This is a genomic window from Streptomyces parvus (assembly GCF_032121415.1).
Lineage (GTDB): Bacteria > Actinomycetota > Actinomycetes > Streptomycetales > Streptomycetaceae > Streptomyces > Streptomyces globisporus_A.
Map to the genome: position 1 here is coordinate 944,772 of NZ_CP135079.1, position 17,915 is coordinate 962,686.

The 17,915-nt window shown below is 73.1% G+C and carries 17 protein-coding genes; 7 read left to right on the forward strand and 10 right to left on the reverse strand.

Annotation, left to right across the window (positions count from 1 at the left end; genetic code table 11):
* Window positions 1-102: 102 nt before the first annotated feature.
* The 3 genes from RNL97_RS05305 (at window position 103) to RNL97_RS05315 (ending at window position 2,560) form a co-directional block, all read left to right on the forward strand.
* The gene (locus RNL97_RS05305; RefSeq protein ID WP_030589786.1) at window positions 103-711 is read left to right on the forward strand and encodes a GOLPH3/VPS74 family protein; all 609 of its coding nucleotides are present in this window, start codon (window positions 103-105) and stop codon (window positions 709-711) included.
* A gap of 76 nt (window positions 712-787) precedes the next feature.
* Window positions 788-1,558 (forward strand): HEAT repeat domain-containing protein, encoded by a 771-nt coding sequence (locus tag RNL97_RS05310; protein WP_032766362.1) that lies wholly within the window; start codon window positions 788-790, stop codon window positions 1,556-1,558.
* Between the two features lie 3 nt (window positions 1,559-1,561).
* A complete protein-coding gene (locus tag RNL97_RS05315; RefSeq protein ID WP_030589793.1) occupies window positions 1,562-2,560 on the forward strand; it encodes a MerR family transcriptional regulator in 999 nt (332 codons plus the stop codon).
* On the opposite strand, the gene RNL97_RS05320 is transcribed toward RNL97_RS05315, so the two are convergent.
* Together RNL97_RS05320 and RNL97_RS05325 are read right to left on the reverse strand one after the other, a co-directional pair.
* A complete protein-coding gene (locus RNL97_RS05320; RefSeq protein ID WP_313750427.1) occupies window positions 2,471-3,793 on the reverse strand; it encodes a hypothetical protein in 1,323 nt (440 codons plus the stop codon). The genes RNL97_RS05315 and RNL97_RS05320 overlap by 90 nt on opposite strands.
* Before the next feature lie 157 nt (window positions 3,794-3,950).
* The gene (locus RNL97_RS05325) at window positions 3,951-4,739 is read right to left on the reverse strand and encodes a LysR family substrate-binding domain-containing protein (protein WP_243313513.1); all 789 of its coding nucleotides are present in this window, start codon (window positions 4,737-4,739) and stop codon (window positions 3,951-3,953) included.
* A gap of 58 nt (window positions 4,740-4,797) precedes the next feature.
* Between RNL97_RS05325 and RNL97_RS05330 the strand changes: the two genes are divergently transcribed.
* Window positions 4,798-5,199 (forward strand): DUF5997 family protein, encoded by a 402-nt coding sequence (locus RNL97_RS05330; RefSeq protein WP_030589802.1) that lies wholly within the window; start codon window positions 4,798-4,800, stop codon window positions 5,197-5,199.
* 216 nt (window positions 5,200-5,415) lie between these two features.
* Here RNL97_RS05330 and RNL97_RS05335 read toward each other — a convergent pair whose 3' ends face one another.
* The 4 genes from RNL97_RS05335 to RNL97_RS05350 all read right to left on the reverse strand — a co-directional run bounded on the left by RNL97_RS05335 (window position 5,416) and on the right by RNL97_RS05350 (window position 9,380).
* Complete coding sequence (locus RNL97_RS05335) at window positions 5,416-5,913, reverse strand: peptidylprolyl isomerase (protein WP_030589804.1); 498 nt, start codon at window positions 5,911-5,913, stop codon at window positions 5,416-5,418.
* 75 nt (window positions 5,914-5,988) lie between these two features.
* Window positions 5,989-7,158 (reverse strand): serine hydrolase domain-containing protein, encoded by a 1,170-nt coding sequence (locus RNL97_RS05340; protein WP_313750428.1) that lies wholly within the window; start codon window positions 7,156-7,158, stop codon window positions 5,989-5,991.
* Window positions 7,159-7,288: 130 nt separating this feature from the next.
* Window positions 7,289-7,864, reverse strand: a complete 576-nt coding sequence (locus RNL97_RS05345; protein WP_030589808.1) for a histidine phosphatase family protein — start codon at window positions 7,862-7,864, stop codon at window positions 7,289-7,291.
* A 61-nt stretch (window positions 7,865-7,925) separates the two neighbouring features.
* Window positions 7,926-9,380, reverse strand: coding sequence for an aminotransferase-like domain-containing protein (locus tag RNL97_RS05350; protein ID WP_030589810.1), 1,455 nt, complete (start codon window positions 9,378-9,380; stop codon window positions 7,926-7,928).
* Between RNL97_RS05350 and RNL97_RS05355 the strand changes: the two genes are divergently transcribed.
* Window positions 9,379-10,461, forward strand: a complete 1,083-nt coding sequence (locus RNL97_RS05355) for a DMT family transporter (RefSeq protein ID WP_313750429.1) — start codon at window positions 9,379-9,381, stop codon at window positions 10,459-10,461. The genes RNL97_RS05350 and RNL97_RS05355 overlap by 2 nt on opposite strands.
* A gap of 47 nt (window positions 10,462-10,508) precedes the next feature.
* Entirely contained in the window at window positions 10,509-10,712 is a 204-nt protein-coding gene (locus RNL97_RS05360) for a DUF1918 domain-containing protein (protein ID WP_030589814.1), read from the forward strand.
* Window positions 10,713-10,815: 103 nt separating this feature from the next.
* On the opposite strand, the gene RNL97_RS05365 is transcribed toward RNL97_RS05360, so the two are convergent.
* Complete coding sequence (locus RNL97_RS05365; protein WP_030589817.1) at window positions 10,816-12,120, reverse strand: glycoside hydrolase family 10-like protein; 1,305 nt, start codon at window positions 12,118-12,120, stop codon at window positions 10,816-10,818.
* A 201-nt stretch (window positions 12,121-12,321) separates the two neighbouring features.
* On the opposite strand from RNL97_RS05365, the gene RNL97_RS05370 reads away from it, so the two are divergent.
* A complete protein-coding gene (locus RNL97_RS05370; RefSeq protein ID WP_313750430.1) occupies window positions 12,322-13,182 on the forward strand; it encodes a 3-hydroxybutyryl-CoA dehydrogenase in 861 nt (286 codons plus the stop codon).
* An 846-nt stretch (window positions 13,183-14,028) separates the two neighbouring features.
* On the opposite strand, the gene RNL97_RS05375 is transcribed toward RNL97_RS05370, so the two are convergent.
* Genes RNL97_RS05375 through RNL97_RS05385 form a run of 3 tightly spaced genes read right to left on the reverse strand, consistent with a single transcriptional unit; the run spans window position 14,029 to window position 17,914 of the window.
* Window positions 14,029-14,967, reverse strand: a complete 939-nt coding sequence (locus tag RNL97_RS05375; RefSeq protein WP_313750431.1) for a dihydrodipicolinate synthase family protein — start codon at window positions 14,965-14,967, stop codon at window positions 14,029-14,031.
* A complete protein-coding gene (locus tag RNL97_RS05380) occupies window positions 14,964-15,944 on the reverse strand; it encodes an oligopeptide/dipeptide ABC transporter ATP-binding protein (protein WP_030589826.1) in 981 nt (326 codons plus the stop codon). Before RNL97_RS05380 ends, RNL97_RS05375 begins: the two co-directional genes overlap by 4 nt.
* A complete protein-coding gene (locus RNL97_RS05385; protein WP_313750432.1) occupies window positions 15,941-17,914 on the reverse strand; it encodes a dipeptide/oligopeptide/nickel ABC transporter permease/ATP-binding protein in 1,974 nt (657 codons plus the stop codon). Before RNL97_RS05385 ends, RNL97_RS05380 begins: the two co-directional genes overlap by 4 nt.
* Window position 17,915 lies beyond the last annotated feature (1 nt).

Genomic DNA, 17,915 nt, shown 5'->3' on the forward strand with positions numbered 1-17,915 from the left:
CGGAGCGATACTGGTCCTGGCAGTCGCCTCGCCGGGCGGGATCGGGCGGTGAGGTCCCATCCTTGGTCGACGCATCGACGATGCCTTTGAGGGGAGCCGTTCATGACCACGGCGAAAGACCTGTTCATCATCGCAATGGACCCCGCGCCGCGACACCCCGTGGGGCAGGGCGATCTGTCGCTGGCCCTCGCCGGTGCCGAGCTGCTCGACCTCCTCGACGCGGGGACCATCACCGTGGACGGCGACCTCGTCGTACCGGGCGGGGCGTCGGTGCCGGACGACCGGCTCCTCGCCGCGGCCGCCGCGGGAATCACCCGGCAGCCGCCCTACGAGCGGATCGAGGACTGGCTGTGGCGCCGGGGCCGGGACCTCGCGGCCGCCTACCAGGACGCGCTGGAGGAGGACGGCGAGCTGACGCGGAAGCGGAGCGGCCTGCTGCCTTTCGGCCCGAAGGAGGTGGAGCTGGTGGACACGCCGGCTCGCCGCGCGGCCGTGGCCCGCCGGGACGAGGGGGATCCCGTCCTCGCCTCCCTCGCGTCGGCCGTGGGCCTCGGCGGCGAGCGGTCCGACGACGACGAACCCCGCCTCGGTGACGAGACGGTGACCACCGTGGTCGCCACCGTCCATGAAGCGGTGATGGAGCTGGAAGCCGTACGGCAGCGGCGGACCATCGAGAACACCGCCTTCGCCAACGTCTGGCGCGGCCCCTGAGCCGGCACCCCGCCTCCCGCGGTTTGACCTTGACACGGTGACAAGCTCTTCACTGCTTGCCGAGGAGGTGGTCTCGATGACGGTCACGGGACACGGTACGGATGGGACGCGGGAGCTCCGGGCGCTGCGGGACGAGCGCTCGTCGGTGCGGCTGGGCGCCGCTCTGGCGATCGGCTCGACGCCGGATCCGCGCTTCGTCGGCCCGCTGGTCGAGCGGTGCGCGGTCGAGCCGGAGTTCCTCGTCCGCGACATGCTGACGTGGGCGCTCACCCGCCACCCGGTCGCCGACACCCTGCCCCCGCTGCTCCGGGAAGTCCGCTCGGAGCGTCCGCAGGCGCGGAGCCAGGCGCTGCACACCCTGTCCAAGGTCGGGGACCCGCGGGCGTGGCCCGCGATCACCCGGGCGCTCCTGACGGACGGCGACGACGAGGTCGCCCGGACTGCCTGGCGGGCGGCCGTCGTGCTCGTACCGGAAGGGGAGGAGGCCGCGTTGGCCGCGGTGCTGGTGACGCAGCTCGGGCGCGGTGGGCAGGAGACACAGCTGAGCCTCAGCCGGGCGCTGGTCGGCCTGGGGAGCGCGATGGTGTCGGCCCTGGACACCGCGAAGCGTTCCGCCGCCCCGGATGTGCGCGCGCACGCGCTCGCCACGGAGCGGCTGCGCCACGATCCGGACACCGGCTTCGCGTTCGCCCTGGAGGAGGCGAAGCGCGTGGTGGCCCTGGGCGGGGCGGGGGCTGAGGCAGGCACCACCAGCTCCGATGGCTCCGGCGACTCCGGCAGCTTCGGCGGTTCCGGCAGCTCCGATCGTTCCGGCGGTTCCCGAGACTTTGACGGGGAAGGGCCGTAGCGCGTGTTGATCGGTGAGGTCGCGCGGCGGTCCGGGGTCAGCGCCCGCATGCTCCGGCACTACGAGTCGCTCGGTCTGGTGCGGCCCTCGGGCCGCACCGGATCCGGCTATCGGGAGTATTCCGGGGAGGATGTCCGGCGCATCTTCCATATCGAGAGCCTGCGGGCGGTGGGGCTGTCACTGCGGGAGATCGGGCGCGCGCTCGACGATCCCGGCTTCACACCCTCGGCGCTCGTCGACGACCTCATCCTCCGGACGCGCGAACGCATCGCCGCCGAGACCGAGTTGCTCACCCGGCTGCGGCGCGTCCGCGCGGCGGACCCGGCCGCCTGGGAGGACGTCCTCCAGGTCCTGGCGCTCCTGCGGGCCCTCGGGTCCACGAGTGCCGGCACCCGCCAGCGCGCCGCCCTCGCCTCGGTCGACGAGGTTCCGGTGGAGGCGCTGGCCCAGGCGGCGCTCGGCGAGGGCGACCCGTACGTCGCCGGGGCCCTGCGATGGGCCCTGTCCCGGTCGGGCGGCGGCGGTGCCCCGCTGCTCGCGGAGGGGCTCGGCTCCCCGGTGGCGGCGGTACGGGAACGTGCCGTCCGGTCCCTCGCCGAGATGCCCGGCCGCGAGGCCACCACGCTGCTCCGGGACGCCCTCGCGAGCCCCGACGCCGTGGTCCGGGGCCGGGCCGCCCTGGCGCTCGGGGCCCAGGGTGAGGCCGCCACGATCCCGGTGCTCGTCGACATGATCGTGGCGGGAACGAACGACACCGACGCGGCCGACGTCCTGAGCGCCCTGTCCGGCGACGAAGCGGCGGCGGACCGGATCGCGTCCCTCCTCGTCGGCCGCCTCGGCGACGAGACCACCGGGCCGCCCGCGCGCGGGCGGCTGACCCAGGCGCTGGCCGGCATCCCGGGCCCTACGGCCTCACGCGCCCTCGTGGAGCTGCTGGGCGACGCCGACCCGGCCGTCGCGCTGACCGCCGCCTACCTTCTCCGGCTGCGCGGGGACGGGTGAGGCGCCCCGGACCGGCCGGTCCAGCAGCAGCGGGATCACCAGGGCGGGCAGCAGCCAGACGAACACGATGAGGCGGTAGCCGTACAACTGGGCGAGGTTCGGGTGGCCCGCCTGGTTGAGCAGGCCCGCCGCACCTGCCGCCAGGGCGATGGGCACCACCGCGGAGCGCCGCCTCAGCATCGCCCAGGCCGAGAGCGCGAGCAGGACGGGGAGGACGGGGTGGTCGGCCTGGCGCCGCAGCCACGCCGACCAGAAGACCCCCTCCTGCGCGAAGAACTCCGGCCAGGGGTTGGGCAGATCGGGGCGCTGGTAGTGGTGGGTCAGCAGGTCCTGGGCGCTGTCCTGGCCCATGGGCCAGGACAGCAGATGCGCCCCGGCGTAGATGCAGACCGTCAGGCCGGCGCAGAGTCCGGCCGTCCGGAGTACGGGCGTGAACTGCCGCCGCTTCAGGCGGAGCCACCCGGACCGGAGGAGGAGGACTCCCGCGAGAGCGGCCGCCAGCAGCAGTGCCTGCGAGTAGCGGACGAGGAACATCAGGGCGAGGCCGCCCGCGACGAGCCCCGCACCGGTGCGGGGCCGGTCCCGCAGCAGCAGGACAGAGCCGAGGACGACCGCCGTGCCCAGCGCCAGGGAGAGGCCGTCGCTCAGGGGGTTCATGGCGACGGTGCCGGTGGGCAGGGCGAGGTACAGGGTCTGACCGGCCAGACCGGCGCGCCGGGAAGCGCCCGCCGCGCGGAGGGTGAGCAGAACGCAGACGCTTCCCGCGAGCGCGACGACGAGCCCCGCCAGCCAGAGGCCCCAGGTGGTGCCGGAGACGGCGATGAAAGGGACCAGGAACAGCGGATAGCCGGGCCTGGCCTCGAAGATGGCCATGAACCGCTGGTTGGCGAACGGCGCGGTCATCCCTGAGGTGTTGCCGTGGCGGGACCAGTACGCGACCGAGTCGTTCAGCCGGCGCACGCACTGCTCCTTTGACTCCCCCGCGGACTTCCTGCTGGTCCACGGGATGGTGTTCAGGGTGGCGTGCTGCCCGCTGTCGCAGGAGTACGCGATGGCCCTCCGGCCCGCCTCCTCGCGGCTCTCCCCGCTGAGGCTCAGGGCGTAGGAGAGGTAGTTCTTCGTATCGGGCGAGGCCCGGCCGGTGACCGCCGTCAGCTGGAGTCCGGTGAAGGCCACGACGATGAGCAGCATCCCGATGAGACCAAGGTGCTGGGTTCTGCGGATGTTCGGCATCGGCGGGCGCTCCCCTGCATACGGCGGTTGCCTCATCAACGAGAGAACCGGCGCGGGGTGGCGTTCCGGAGCGGTTACGGGGGGCGGTTTCCGGGATACGGGGCGTGCCGGTCCCGGGATCGGGCGCGCGTGCCGGTCCCGGCGGGCTCGGTGCCCGCTACCGGCCGCGCGGCTTTCCGCGCTTGCCGCTCTGGCCGCCGGCCCTGCCGCCCGGGCCCGGCGAGGGCTTCCTGCCCGCCGCGGGCTTGTGCCGGGCACCGCCCTGCCCGCCGCCCGTACCGGCCCGCTTGCCCTTGGCCTTCTCCTTGGCCGTGGGTCGCTGCGGGGTGGCCGCGCGTCCCCGGGTGCTGTTGACGGTGCGGCCCCGGACGATCCCGATGAACTCCTCCACCAGGTCGGGGGCTTCCTCCGCCTGGGGCCAAGACAGGGCGACCCGTGACTCGGGGGTCTCCGGGACCGGGCGGTAGGTGAGGTCCTTGCGGTGGTGCAGCCGGGCCAGGGACTGCGGGACGAGGAGGACGCCCACGCCCGCCGCGACCAGTTCGATCGCGTCCGCCGTGGTGGCCGGGCGCTCGATGGCGGGGCGGCCGGGCAGGGTCTCCCAGTCGAGGACGTCGTCCAGCGGGTGCAGCACGATCTCGTCGGCCAGCTCGGCGAGCGACACCTCTTCGGCGGCGGTCGCCACGTGGTCCTGGGGGATCACCACGACGGTCGTCTCGGTGTAGAGGGGGATCGCGGCCAGTACGTCCCGGTCGACCGGCAGCCGTACGAGACCGGCGTCGGCACCGCCGGCCGCCAGCAGTCCGGGGGCATCGGCGGCCGTGGCCTGGACGAGCTCCAGGGGGGTGTCGGGCAGCCGCTCGCGCCAGACCCTCACCCACTTGGTGGGCGTCACGCCGGGGACGTACGCGAGCCGGAAGGATGAGGGGATGTCCGAGCCTGTCACGGAACCAGGCTACCGGTCGGTGGTCGGAGGTATGTCCCATGGTCGATACCCTGGACCCATGACGTCGCACAAGACCGCCCAGACCATGAAGCCCGCCACGGCGGCGAAGAAGCTGGGTGTGCACCTCCAGGCCACGCCCGCCGAGTTCCAGGAGGGTGCCGTCTCCCGCACCGAGCTCAACGCCCTCCAGACCGACCCGCCCGCCTGGCTGGTCGAGCTGCGCCGCACCGGTCCGCACCCCCGCCCGGTCGTCGCCGCGAAGCTCGGCGTCTCCATCGCGGGGCTCGCCCGCGGCGGGGTGACCGAGCCGCTCACCACCGAGCAGATCGACGCGCTGAAGGACGAGATGCCCGAGTGGCTCCAGAAGGAGCGCGCCACGCAGACCGAGGTGCGCAAGGAGGCCGCTCGCATCAAGGAGCGCAACGCCGAGCGGGCCGCGCGGTCCGACGATCAGGAGTAGGCCCCCGGCCGGCCGTCACGGCCTCCGGCCCCGGCCCTGCGGAAACTCGCCCAGGCTCACCGCACGGTGAATCGTGGCCGCCGGTACTGCCCGATCGCCGGGGCGGGCACCCCGCGAACGGCCGGACACATGCCACGGGCCCGTGGCCGGGTCCGCCCCGCCGACGTGTACGTCGGTGGCGCGGCCCGGCCACGGGCCCGTCGGGTACCGGTTCGGTCAGAGAACGCCGGACTCGGCGATGGTGACCTTGCCGCGGGTGCGGCCGCTGGAGGAGCCGAGCGCCTCGATCTTGCGGACGAGCTTCATGCTGTCCTCGTCGGCGACCTCGCCGAAGACCACGTGCTTGCCGTCCAGCCACGGGGTGAGCACCGTGGTGATGAAGAACTGCGAGCCGTTGGTGTTCGGGCCGGCGTTGGCCATCGAGAGCAGGCCCACACGGTCGTGCTTGAGCTTGAAGTTCTCGTCGGCGAACTTCTCGCCGTAGATGCTCTTGCCGCCGGTGCCGTCGCCGCGGGTGAAGTCACCGCCCTGGAGCATGAAGTCCGTGATGACACGGTGGAAGGACGAGCCGGCGTAGCCGAAGCCCTTCTCGCCGGTGGCGAGCGCGCGGAAGTTCTCCGCCGTCTTGGGGACGACGTCGTCGAACAGGTTGAACGTGATCCGTCCTGCGGGGGCGTCGTCGATGGTGATGTCGAAGTAGACCTTTGTTGTCATGGTGACATCCTCACATTCCTGGCAACCGCAGGTGAAACCCGGGTTGGGTCGGCACGTCGGATGTCCGGTTTCCGCTCAGCCTCCGGCGGCTCCCCGGTGGGCCGCGTAGACGGCGTTCACCAGGGCGGTCTTGCGCGGGTCGTCGGCGAGACGGGAGCCCATCCGGTTCATGACGTAGCCGAGGGCTATGGAGGCATCCGGGTCGGCCAGGCCGCAGGAACCGCCCGCGCCGTCGTGGCCCAGCGCCCGCGGGTCGGGGCCGTAGGAGCGGTTCTCGCCGCTCAGCCAGAAGCCGAGGGCGATCTCCGTCTCGTGCGGGAAGCCGTCGCCGAGGACGAGGTCGCGGCAGGCCCCCTGCCCTTCCCCGGCGCGGGCGGCCGCCTTCCCGGAGAGAATCCGGCGGTCGTCGAGGCTGCCGCGTCCGGCCAGGATCCCGTAGAGCGCGGCGACCGCCCGGGCGGTGCCGTGGCCGTTGGCGGCGGGGATCTCCGCCGCGCGCCAGGCGGGCGTGTTGGCGGCGGCCCGGCCGGTGGGCGGATTGAGCAGGGACGCGACGGCGACCGGTGTCATCCGGTCCAGGAGGGCCGCCTGGGCGGCCCGGTCGGAGGGTTCCTGGACGAGTTCGGCGAGCCGGTGGGTCTCGCTCTCCGGGAGGCCGAAGGTGAAGTCGATGCCCAGCGGTCCGGTGATCTCCTGCCGGAGGAACGCCCCCGGCCGCAGTCCGGTGATCCGGCGCACCACTTCGCCGACGAGGAATCCGTAACTGATCGCGTGGTAGCCGGAGCGGGTTCCGGGCTCCCACCAGGGGGCGGTGGCGGCGAGCCGGGCGCAGGACGTCTCCCAGTCGTACAGCTCCTCCAGGGTGAGCGGGGTGTCGGGCCCGGCCACTCCGGAGCGGTGTGAGAGGAGGTGGCGTACGAGGACGGATTCCTTGCCGTTCGCGGCGAATTCCGGCCAGTAGTCGGCGACCGGGGCATCGAGGTCGAGCAGTCCCCGGTCGGCCAGGACATGGGCGCAGAGCGCGGTCGGGCCCTTGCCGGTGGACCAGACGTTGACCAGGGTGTCCCGTTCCCAGGGGCGGGTGCGGGCCGCATCCGCCCAGCCGCCCCAGAGGTCCACCACCGTTGCGCCGTCGACCAGGACGGTCACCGCCGCGCCCAGTTCGCCGCGCTCTGTGAAGTTCTCCTCGAAGGCGTCCCGGACCCCGGCGAACCGGTCGTCGCAGTGGCCGTGGATCTGCGGCACGGAGCCTCCCTCGTCGCGGGCGCGCGTCCGGCGGCGGAACCGGATGCCCCACGCAACGTACCGACCGGTCGGCCCGGAGGGAAGGGCCGGTGTCCCGGGAACCGCGAAGGCCCCGGCTGCCGCTGCGCGGTCAGCGGACACCCGACTCCAGGCTCAGGTTCCAGCGGCCCGGCAGGCCGGTCAGCGTGATCGTCGACAGGGGGCGGACGTCGACGTTCCAGTACGTGGCGGGCGGGGCGTTCAGGGCGTAGACCAGGGCCGCCCGGATCACGGCGGGTTCGGCGACCGCGACGACGAGGCCGTCGTCGGCGGGGCGGGTGTCCAGCCAGCCGCCCACGCGCCCGATGAAGCCGAGCATCGACTCGCCGCCGTGCGGGGCGCTGCGCGGGTCGGCGAGCCAGCGGTCCACGGCGGCCGGCTCCCGGGCGGTGACCTCGCCCAGGGTCATCCCCCGCCAGCGGCCCATCTCCCAGTCGCGCAGGGCCGGTTGGGCCATCGGCGCGAAGCCGAGGGCGTCCCCGGTGGCGCGGCTGCGCGGGGTGGGCGAGCAGTAACGCAGCTCGGCGGCGCCGAGCGGGACGAGCGTGTGGGCGACCAGCTGCACCTCGTGCCAGCCGGCCTGGTCGAGCGGCCGGTCGTCGTCGAAGCGTTCCGCCAGCCGGGAGGAGGTGCGCGCCGCTGCGACCAGGGAGACCCGAAGCGTCATGGCGGGATCGTGAGGCCGAACGCCTGTTTGGTCAAGAGGGCCTGTGTGCCCGGCGCCGCGTTCAGCCGTCCAGAAGCCCGTCGAAAGCGGTACGGAGGCGGCGGACGCCCTCCGCGATCTCGGCCGCCCCGGAGACCCCGGCGAAGCTCAGGCGCACGTGTCCGGCCGGAGGCTCGGCGCAGAAGTAGGGGCGGCCGGGGGCGACGGCGACCGAGGCGCGCAGCGCGGCCGAGACGACGGCCGGCTCGTCGGCGCCCGCTCCCGCCCCGCCGCCGGGGAGCCGGAGCCAGAGGCTGCCGCCGCCCGCAGGGAGGTGCGCCAGTGTGAGTTCCGGCAGTTCGCTGCCGAGGGCGGCCGCCATGGCCGTACGGCGGCGCCCCAGCTCGACGGAGACGGCGGCCAGGTGCCGGCCCCAGGACGGGGAGCCGACGAGTTCCAGGGCGGCTTCCTGGAGCGGCCGGGGCACGAAGAAGCTGTCGACGACCTGGATGGCCCGCAGGCGCTCCAGCACCGGACCACGGGCGGCCAGCGCGCCGACCCGGAGGCTGGGCGAGGTGGCCTTGGTCAGCGAGCAGACGTGGACGACGGTCCCGTCGGGGTCGTCGGCGGCCAGCGGCGCGGGGAGCGGCCCCGAGTCGTCGTGGACGAGCCGGCGGGCGAAGTCGTCCTCGACCACGAACGCGCCGGCCGCCCGGGCGATGGCCAGGACGTCGGGGCGGCGGGCGGGCGCGAGGGTGGCCCCGGTGGGGTTCTGGAAGAGCGGCTGGGTGACGAAGACCCGGGCGCCGGTGGCGCGGAACGCGGCGGCGAGCAGCTCGGGGCGGACCCCGTCGGCGTCCATCGGCACGGGGACGGGGCGCAGTCCGGTGGCGCGGGCGGCGGCGAGCATCCCCGGGTAGGTGGGCGACTCCACGAGGACCGGGGCCCCGGGCGGGGCGAGGGCGCGCAGGGCGGTGGCGAGGGCGCCCTGGCCACCCGCGGTGACCAGGATGTCGGCGGCGCTGACGGCGGGGCCGATCTCACGGGCGAACCAGGACCGCAGCTCGGGCAGCCCGTCCGTCGGGGGGCGGCTCCAGGCGCCCGGCCGGCGGCCCGCGCGGGCCAGGGCGGCGGAGAGCGCCCGTTCGGGCTGGAGCGAGGCGTGGAGGTAGCCGCCGTTGAACTCGATGACGCCGGGCGGTGGAGCGGCGAGGGTGACCAGCACCCCGGAGGCGTCGACGGTACGGGGCACCACCTCTGGCCCGCCGTCGCCGCTCAGCGACACCTCCTGCCAGGACGTGTCGCCCGGGGCGGGCAGTACTGCGCGGGGTTGCGCCCGGAACGCGCCGGAGCCGGGGCGGGTGGTGACGAGCCCCTCGGCGGCGAGCTGGGCGATGGCGCGGGAGACGGTGACGGGGCTGACCCGGAACCGTTCGACGAGTGCGCGACTGGACGGCAGCTTTCCACCGGGAGAGTAGCGGTTGAGCTCGGCCCGCAGGGAAGTGACCAGTTCGGCGACGCTGCTACGCTCTTGCATGAGAGCACAGGATAGCGCTACCCCTTCTTCAGCGATAGCGGTCGCTGGTCCGGCGGTCACCCCGCACCCCACGTCGGCGGCCCCCGGGGCGGGCCCGTCGACAGCGCCGGGAGGAGCCGGGGCGGCGAGCGGCCCCACGCCGGGGCCGTCGACCGGAGACCCATCAAGCGGCCCTTCGGCCGCTTCTTCGGCCGGCCGGAGCGGCACCGTGCTCGCCGGGCTCGGCGTCGTGGCGTTCTCGCTCACCTTTCCGGCCACCGCCTGGGGTCTGGAGAGCTTCGGCCCCTGGTCCCTGGTGGCGCTGCGCAGCGTGCTCGCCGCCCTGGTCGCGGGCGGGGTGCTGCTGGCCGCACGCGTCCCGCTGCCCGCGCGCCGCCACTTGGCCGGGCTCGCGGTGGTAGGAGGCGGGGTGGTCGTGGGCTTCCCGCTGCTGACCACGCTGGCCCTCCAGACCTCCACCACCTCGCACGCGGCCGTGGTCGTGGGTCTGCTGCCGCTGACCACGGCGGTGCTGGGGTCCCTGCGCACCGAGGAGCGGCCCTCGCGGACGTTCTGGATCGCGGCCCTCGCCGGGGCGGCCGTGGTGATCGCTTTCACCGTGCAGCAGAGCGGCGGCGCCCTGGCGGCCGGCGATCTTTACCTGTTCGGCGCGTTGCTGGTCTGCGCGGCCGGATACACCGAGGGCGGCCGGCTGGCCCGCGTGATGCCGGGGTGGCAGGTGATCGGCTGGGCACTGGTCCTGTGCCTGCCGCTCGCGGTGGCGGGCAGCCTGGTGGCTCTGCCGCTCGAACCCGTGCGCCTGAACGCCCACGGCGTCCTCGGCCTGGTCTGGGTCGCCGCCGGATCCACCTTCCTCGGGCTGTACGTCTGGTACCGGGGGATGGCGGCGATCGGGGTGGCCCGCGCCAGTCAGCTCCAACTCGCCCAGCCACTGCTGACGCTCGTGTGGTCCTTCCTTCTGCTCGGCGAGGAGTTGTCGGCGGCGGCTCCGGTCGCGGCGGTGGCCGTACTCGTCTGCATCGCCGCCACCCAGCGGGCGGGCCGCCGCGCAGGACGGGAAGCCAGGACCGTACGGTCATAGACTTGTCGACACGGACACCGTCTTCCCCTGTGAGGAGGTCGCTCCCGATGGAGGCGCACACGGGCGACCGGCTGCTGATGCACGGCAGGACCGTGGGACAGCACGACCGGGTCGCCGAGATCATCGAGGTGCTCGGTGACGGGGGCGCTCCCCCGTACCGGCTCCGCTTCGACGACGGCCGTGAACACCTGGTGTCACCGGGCCCCGACAGCGTCGTCCAGCACCTGGAGACGTCGAAGGACGAGCGGTAGCAGGGCCGGGACCGGACCGTGCGGGAAGATCCCGGCCCCGGCGTCGGCGGCTCGGCTCGCGAACCGTTCCCGGAGGCTCGGCTCGCGAACCGCGCCGGCAGGCTCAGCCCGAGAACCGGCCCCGCCGGTGGGAACGGGCACGGATCCGGTCCGGGTAGAGCCGGACCCGGTCCGGGTAGTGGTCGGCCACCACGCGTCGCATCGCGCCGATCCGGTCCGCCAGCACGCTCTTCCCGGAGAAGAAGACGTGGCCGCCCGCCTCCTCGTGGTCCCGGGCGAGGGTGAGGTGGCGGGAGAGTTCCGCCGGGTCCTGCCAGGCGTCCGCCTGGGCCGGATCGCCGGCCTTGTACAGCGCCTCGCCCACGTACAGGTCGACGCCCGTCCCCCGGACGGTCGCGCTCCACCAGGCGAGGACCTTGGCGTAGTCGGCGGCGGTCTGGCCGATGTGCCAGTAGATCTGCGGGCAGATGTAGTCGATCCACCCCTCCTTGACCCACTTACGGGTGTCGGCGTGCAGGTCGTCGTACGTCTGCACGCCCGCCCGCGTGTCCGATCCCAGCGGATCGGTCCCCTTGTTGCGCCAGACCGCGAAGGGGCTGATCCCGAAGCGGACGTGCGGCTTGATCGCCCGGATCCGCTCCGCCGTCTCGCGCACGAGCCGGTCGATGTTGTCGCGCCGCCAGGCCGCCCGGTCGGCGAAGCCGCCGCCGTACCGCTCGAACTCCGCGTCGTCGTCGAAGGTCTGCCCGGCCACCGGATACGGGTAGAAGTAGTCGTCCCAGTGCACGGCGTCGATGTCGTAGCGGCGTACGGCGTCGAGCATCGCGTCCTGGACGAAGCGTCGTACCTCCGGCAGCCCCGGGTTGTAGTAGAGCTTCCCGCCGTACGGCACGACCCAGTCCGGGTGCTTCCGGGCGGGATGGGAGGCGATCAGGCGGGAGGGGTCCGTGTGGTTCGCCACCCGGTACGGGTTGAACCAGGCGTGCAGCTCCAGGCCCCGGTCGTGCGCCGCGCGCACCGCCGTGCCGAGCGGATCCCAGCCCGGGTCCTTGCCCTGGGTGCCGGTGAGGCAGCCGGCCCACGGCTCGTACGGCGAGGGCCACAGGGCGTCGGCGGTCGGCCGGACCTGGAGCACCACCGTGTTGAGCCGCAGCTCCACCGCCCGGTCCAGATAGGCGAACAGCTCGGCCTCCTGCCGCGCCGCGGTGAGGCCCGGCTTCGATGGCCAGTCGATGTTGGCGACGGTGGCGATCCACATGCCGCGCACCTCCCCCGCCGCCCTCGGGAGCCCGCCGCCCTTCCGTCTCCCCGACGGGGAGGCGACCGCGTCACCGGCGGTCGTCATCGCCGCCAGCAGTCCGGCCGCGCTCAGTACGAACGTCCTTCTCGCCACACCTGTGCGCCGCATCCCGGCCCACCTCTCTCCGCCGTGTCCCGCACCCGACTCCAATGGCTCTACGTAACCGCATCATGCCCATCCGTAGCCGCCGCGACCCGCGGGACGTTCACGGCGGCATTCGGAGTAACGTCGTGGGGTCGAGGCGGGCACCGGAATCACACGGGACCCTGCGATACGGAGAACAGCGAAAGGCACGAGGTGACGGACCTTATGGCCGACATTGCACGCGTCGGAGTGGTGGGCTGTGGCCAGATGGGCGCAGGTATCGCGGAGGTGTGCGCGCGCAGCGGCCTCGAAGTGAAGGTCGCCGAGACCACCGGTGAAGCGCTGGAGATCGGCCGCACCCGCCTGCACAACTCCCTCTCGAAGGCCGCCGAACGCGGCAAGATCACGGTGGCGGAGCGGGACGAGACCCTCGGCCGGCTGACCTTCACGACCGACCTCGGGGAGTTCGCCGACCGCGATCTCGTCATCGAGGCCGTCGTGGAGAACGAGCAGGTCAAGACGGAGATCTTCCAGGTGCTCGACCAGGTGGTGACCCGGCAGGACGCGATCCTGGCCTCCAACACCTCCTCGATCCCGCTGGTGAAGCTGGCCGTCGCCACCTCGCGCCCGGACCGGGTCATCGGCATCCACTTCTTCAACCCGGCACCGGTGCAGAAGCTCGTCGAGCTGATCCCGGCACTGACCACGTCGGACGAGACGATCAAGCGCGCCGAGGCCGTCGTGCAGGACGTGCTCGGCAAGCACCCGATCCGCGCCCAGGACCGGTCCGGGTTCGTCGTGAACGCGCTGCTGATCCCCTACCTGCTCTCCGCGATCCGGATGTTCGAGTCCGGCATCGCCAGCCGCGAAGACATCGACAACGGCATGGAGATGGGCTGCGCCCACCCGATGGGTCCGCTCAAGCTGGCCGATCTGATCGGCCTGGACACCGTGGCCTCGGTCGCGGACTCGATGTACGCCGAGTACAAGGAGCCGCTGTACGCCGCTCCCCCGCTGCTCCAGCGCATGGTCGACGCGGGCCGCCTCGGCCGCAAGACGGGGTCGGGCTTCTACCCGTACGGCTGACCACCGCCCGCGGGCCCGGCGCTCACCCTGCTGGGCCCGTCCACCCTCACCCCCATTGCCGGGGAGGCTTCTCGGGATCGGCATGTCGACAGCCTGAATAGGCCAGTCGGTGGCCCGCTGGCGAGCGGGCCACCGTCGCGCCAGGTGGCGCTCAACCTCGCGGTCGTAGTCGTCGACCGGCGCCGTGCTCGGGCTCCGCACGGAAGTGCCGCCCGCCGAAGTGACCTGCGTCATCAGCTCGTTTGCCGGACAGCTCGCGTTCGTGCCACCGTGCTGCGGCCAGGTCCGGGCTTAGCGCGATCGTCGTACCAGTAGGGCCAGCGACGTGCCGTTCGAAGGAACGGCTCATCGGCCACGATCACCGCGACGCGGTATCCGTCGGCGGCCCAGGCCGCTGCGGTCCGCAGCGCGAAACCCTCCGGGTCTCCATAGTCCAGCCTCAACGCATTCATGGACTGGACGCCGACGACAACGTGCTCGGCAGGGCGCCGCTTCCGCCGATTGCGAGGCGCGTTGGCGGATTCAAGCAGTCCGCCGAATTCATCACCTGGGGAGTTCGAGGTCCGCCTCGACCCCCGCACCCGGTGTTTCCTGGAAGATTCGCCATGGCGTGGTGGAGGGCGCGCCCCGGTTCCTGGCGGCCGACGGTTCGGCAATGCCCCGGCCGCAGAACTCCGACGCGTCCCAGATACTCGCCTTCGCCACCCGCTGACATCCGTGCCGCACCCGCTCACCCCGTCCCGGGTGGGCGGATGCTCCGGCGTCGGTCCCGGCGAGCGTCGAGGCGTGCGTCGTCCCCCGGACGGCCGGGGGACGACGCACGCCTCGACGCCTATGTGGCGGGATCTACTGCGCTCGGGACAGGCCGGCGCGGGTGAGACAGCTGCTGACGGAGGCCGTCTCCGCCTCGTCGAGCCGTCGCATGGGCGGGCTCATGACGTTGGTGGCGATGACACCGCGCAGCATCAGGGCGGTCTTGAACGCGCCGAGGCCGGCAGCCGTCGCCGAGGCCGTGCCGGGGCGGGCTGCCCGGACGATGTCGAACAAGCCGACGAGCCGGTCCTGCTCGGCCTTCGCGGCGGCCCAGTCGCCTCGCACGGCCGCCTCGTGCAGCCGCACATAGCCGTGCGGGTCCACGTTGCCCAGGCCGGGTACGGAGCCGTGGGCGCCGCTCAGCATCATCGCGTCGACCACCAGTTCATGACCGGTGAGGATGGAGAATCCCGGGAGGTCCCGCGCTCCGATGACCAGACGTCGGAAGGATCCGTCGTCGCCGCTGGAGTCCTTCACGCCCGCGAGCACCCCGTCCGCCGCGAGCGGCAGCAGGAGTTCGGGGTCCAGCTTGCTGTGGACGCAGACCGGCACGTCGTACGCCAGGAGCGGCAGGTCGACGGCGGCCGCGAGGTCCCGGAAGTGGCGGTCGATCTCGGTGACATGGGTGCGCGTGTAGAAGGGGGCGGTGGCGACGACGGCGTCGGCGCCCAGGGCGGCCGCGGCGCGGGCTCGTTCGGCGGCCCGGTCGGTGGTGGTTTCGATGGCTCCGACGAGTACCGGGACCTGGCCGGCCGCCGTCGCGGTGATCACCTTGATGACCTCATCCTGCCGGGCGGGTGTCAGATAGGCGGTCTCACCCGAACTGCCGAGGGCGAAGAGACCGTTGACGCCGCCGTCGAGGAGATGGCCCACGACCCGTTCCAGGGAAGCGCGGTCGAGGTCACCGTCGGCAGTGAGCGGGGTGACGACGGGCGGGATCACCCCGGAGTAGAGCCGGGCGGGGGTGGTCATGCGGTGCTCCTTGCGGGCGTGACGGGGGTCTGGGGGTGGATGCAGTGCCAGCGGTGTTCGCGCGGTCCGAAGGTCTCCACGGGGAAGACGCCCGCGCATGCGTCGTCGGCCTTCCAGCAGCGGGTGCGGAACGGGCAGCCGGTCGGCGGGTTGGTGGCGGAGGGCACCGGGCCGGTGAGCACGATGCGTTCCGTCGCCTCCAGCAGGCTGGGGGTCGCGGAGAGCAGCGCCTCGGTGTACGGGTGGGAGGGGCTTCCCGCCACATCGGCGGCTCGGCCTTCCTCGACGATGCGACCGAGGTAGAGGACGGCGATGCGGTCGGCGAGGTAGCGCACGGTCTGGATGTCGTGGCTGATGAACACCATGCCCAGACCCAGGCGTTCGCGCAGGTCGACCAGGAGGTTGAGCACCTGGGCGCGTACGGAGACGTCGAGCGCGGAGGTCGGTTCGTCGGCGACGATCAGCTCCGGTTCGAGAGCCAGGGCTCGGGCGATGGCGACGCGCTGACGCTGGCCGCCGGAGAGCTGTCCGGGAAGGGCGGCGAGGGTGTGGCCGGGCAGCCCGACCAGGTCGAGCAGTTCCTCCACCCGTGCCTCGCGCGCCTCCCGCGTACCGCGCCGGTGCACGTCCAGCGGGTCACGGAGGATCTGCCGGACGGTTAGGCGGGGGTTGAGCGCGGTGGAGGGGTCCTGGAAGACGACGCCGACGGCGGAACCGAAGTCGTCGCGCCGCTCGGCGCCGGTCATCTTCCACAGGTCCCGCCCGTGGAAGAGGACCTCGCCCTCGGTGGGCTTCTGCAGGCCGGTCAGTACGCGGGCGAGCGTGGACTTGCCACAGCCGGACTCGCCGACCAGGCCCACGATCTCGCCGCGCTTGACCTCCAGCGTGGCGTCGGTGAGCGCGTGCACGGCGTCGCGGCTGAACAGACCGCCGCTGCGTGCCTTGTGGCGTACGTGGACGCCGTCGAGCCTGATCACAGGGCGCTCCCTTCGAGCTTCTTGGCGGCCGTGCCGGCCGGGTGATGGCAGGCGAAGCCGTGGTCGGCGGTTGTTCCGCGCGGAGTGAGCGCGGGTGTCGTGGTGCGGCAGAGGTCCGTGGCGGCTCCGCATCGCCCGGCGAAGCGGCAGCCTTCGCCGAAGCCCTGGGGGGCGGGCACGACGCCGCGGATCTGGTGGAGCCGGTCGGCGCCGGCTTCGAGGGAGACGACGGAGCCGAGGAGGCCGCGGCTGTAGTGGTGGGTGGGGCCGGTGAGGACGGAGCGGGTGTCCCCGACCTCCGCCAGGCGTCCCGCGTACATGACGGCGACCCGGTGGGAGAGGTCGCCGACCAGGGCGAGGTCGTGGGAGACCAGCACCATGGCGAAGCCGAGCTCGTCGCGGAGCTTGATGAGGAGTTCGACGACCTGGGCCTGGACGGTGACGTCGAGGGCGGTGGTCGGCTCGTCCGCGATCAGCAGGCGCGGGCTGCGCGAGAGGGCCATGGCGATCAGGACCCGCTGGCGCTGTCCGCCGGAGAGTTCGTGCGGGTAGCTGCGCAGGGTGCGTTCGGGCGAGAGGCCCACGAGTTCGAGGAGTTCGGCGGGGGTCTTCGTGCCACCGCGCGAGGTCAGCTGCTTCAGCTGGGTGCCGACGAGCACGGAGGGGTTGAGGGAGGAGAGCGCGTCCTGGTAGACCATGGCGATCTCGGGGCCCATCAGGGCGCGGCGTTCCTTGGGCGGGAGCTTCAGCAGGTCCCGGCCGCGGTAGAGGATCTCGCCGCTGACCTCGGCGTTGCGGGCGAGGAGGCCCATGACGGCGAGGCTGGTGATGGACTTGCCGCAGCCGGACTCGCCGACCAGGCCGAGGGTCTCGCCCTCGTGGACGGTGAAGTTCAGCCGGTCGACGACGGGGATGTCGCCGTAGCGGTCGGGGAAGCGGATCGCCAGGTCGCGGACGACGAGGAGTTCGTCGGCGCCCTCGCGCACCGGGGTGATGGTGGGCTCGGTGGAGTCGATGTGCCGGGCGAGCTTGGCGAGGGCGGCGTCGATGTCGACGGTGGCGGCGGCCTCGACCGGGTCCGCGGCTGTGGGCGCGGTGGCCGGGGTGGCGGCGCGGGCGCTCTTGGGCGCGGCGGAGGCGTCGGTGAGGCCCTCGGAGAGGATGTTGAGGGCGAGGACGGTGATCAGGAGGGCGAGGCCGGGGAAGAAGGTGGCCCACCAGCCGCCGGCCAGGAGGATCTGCCGGCCGTAGGCGAGGACGCTGCCCCAGCTGGGGTCGGGGTCCTGCACGCCGGCCCCGATGAAGGAGAGGCTGGCCTCGAAGATGATCGCCTCGGCGACCATGACGGTGGCGAACACCATGACCGGCGCCATGCAGTTGACGGCGACATGGCGGAGCACGATGTACCCGCGCCGGGCGCCGATGACCTTCTCGGCCGCGACGTAGTCCTCACCGTACTGCGCCAGCACGTTGGCCCGGACGACGCGGGCGAGTGAGGGGGTGTAGACGAAGGCGATGGTGAAGATGATCACCGGGACGCTGGTGCCGAAGACGGCGACCAGGACGGCCGCGAGGGCGATCGGCGGGAACGACATCACGACGTCGAGGGTGCGCATGACGGACTCGTCGCCGAGCTTGCGCGAGGTGGCGGCGAGCGAGCCGAGCACGGCCCCGGCGATCAGCGCGACGGCGGTCGCGCCGAGGCCGATGACCAGGGAGTAGCGCGAACCGTGCACCACGCGGGCGAAGACGTCGCGGCCGGCCCGGTCGGTGCCGAACCAGTGGTCGGCGCCCGGGGCCTGGACGGGGGTGCCGGTGGTCAGCGGGTCCTGGGTGAGGAGCGGGGCGAGTACGGCGCCGAGGATGACGACGATCAGCACGCCGAGGGCGACGCGGGAGGTGACCGGCAGGGCGCGGAAGGCGATGCCCGGTCGGGAGAGCTTCGTGGCCAGACGGCCCGTGGCGAACATG

Excerpts from the sequence above, each read along its gene's own strand:
- RNL97_RS05350 (WP_030589810.1), bottom strand. The coding sequence starts at position 9,380 with ATGCAAGAGCGTAGCAGCGTCGCCGAACTGGTCACTTCCCTGCGGGCC.
- RNL97_RS05345 (WP_030589808.1), bottom strand. The coding sequence starts at position 7,864 with ATGACGCTTCGGGTCTCCCTGGTCGCAGCGGCGCGCACCTCCTCCCGG.
- RNL97_RS05385 (WP_313750432.1), bottom strand. The coding sequence starts at position 17,914 with ATGTTCGCCACGGGCCGTCTGGCCACGAAGCTCTCCCGACCGGGCATC.
- RNL97_RS05330 (WP_030589802.1), top strand. The coding sequence starts at position 4,798 with ATGACGTCGCACAAGACCGCCCAGACCATGAAGCCCGCCACGGCGGCG.
- RNL97_RS05305 (WP_030589786.1), top strand. The coding sequence starts at position 103 with ATGACCACGGCGAAAGACCTGTTCATCATCGCAATGGACCCCGCGCCG.
- RNL97_RS05320 (WP_313750427.1), bottom strand. The coding sequence starts at position 3,793 with ATGCCGAACATCCGCAGAACCCAGCACCTTGGTCTCATCGGGATGCTG.
- RNL97_RS05365 (WP_030589817.1), bottom strand. The coding sequence starts at position 12,120 with ATGCGGCGCACAGGTGTGGCGAGAAGGACGTTCGTACTGAGCGCGGCC.
- RNL97_RS05355 (WP_313750429.1), top strand. The coding sequence starts at position 9,379 with ATGAGAGCACAGGATAGCGCTACCCCTTCTTCAGCGATAGCGGTCGCT.
- RNL97_RS05310 (WP_032766362.1), top strand. The coding sequence starts at position 788 with ATGACGGTCACGGGACACGGTACGGATGGGACGCGGGAGCTCCGGGCG.
- RNL97_RS05335 (WP_030589804.1), bottom strand. The coding sequence starts at position 5,913 with ATGACAACAAAGGTCTACTTCGACATCACCATCGACGACGCCCCCGCA.
- RNL97_RS05370 (WP_313750430.1), top strand. The coding sequence starts at position 12,322 with ATGGCCGACATTGCACGCGTCGGAGTGGTGGGCTGTGGCCAGATGGGC.
- RNL97_RS05375 (WP_313750431.1), bottom strand. The coding sequence starts at position 14,967 with ATGACCACCCCCGCCCGGCTCTACTCCGGGGTGATCCCGCCCGTCGTC.
- RNL97_RS05360 (WP_030589814.1), top strand. The coding sequence starts at position 10,509 with ATGGAGGCGCACACGGGCGACCGGCTGCTGATGCACGGCAGGACCGTG.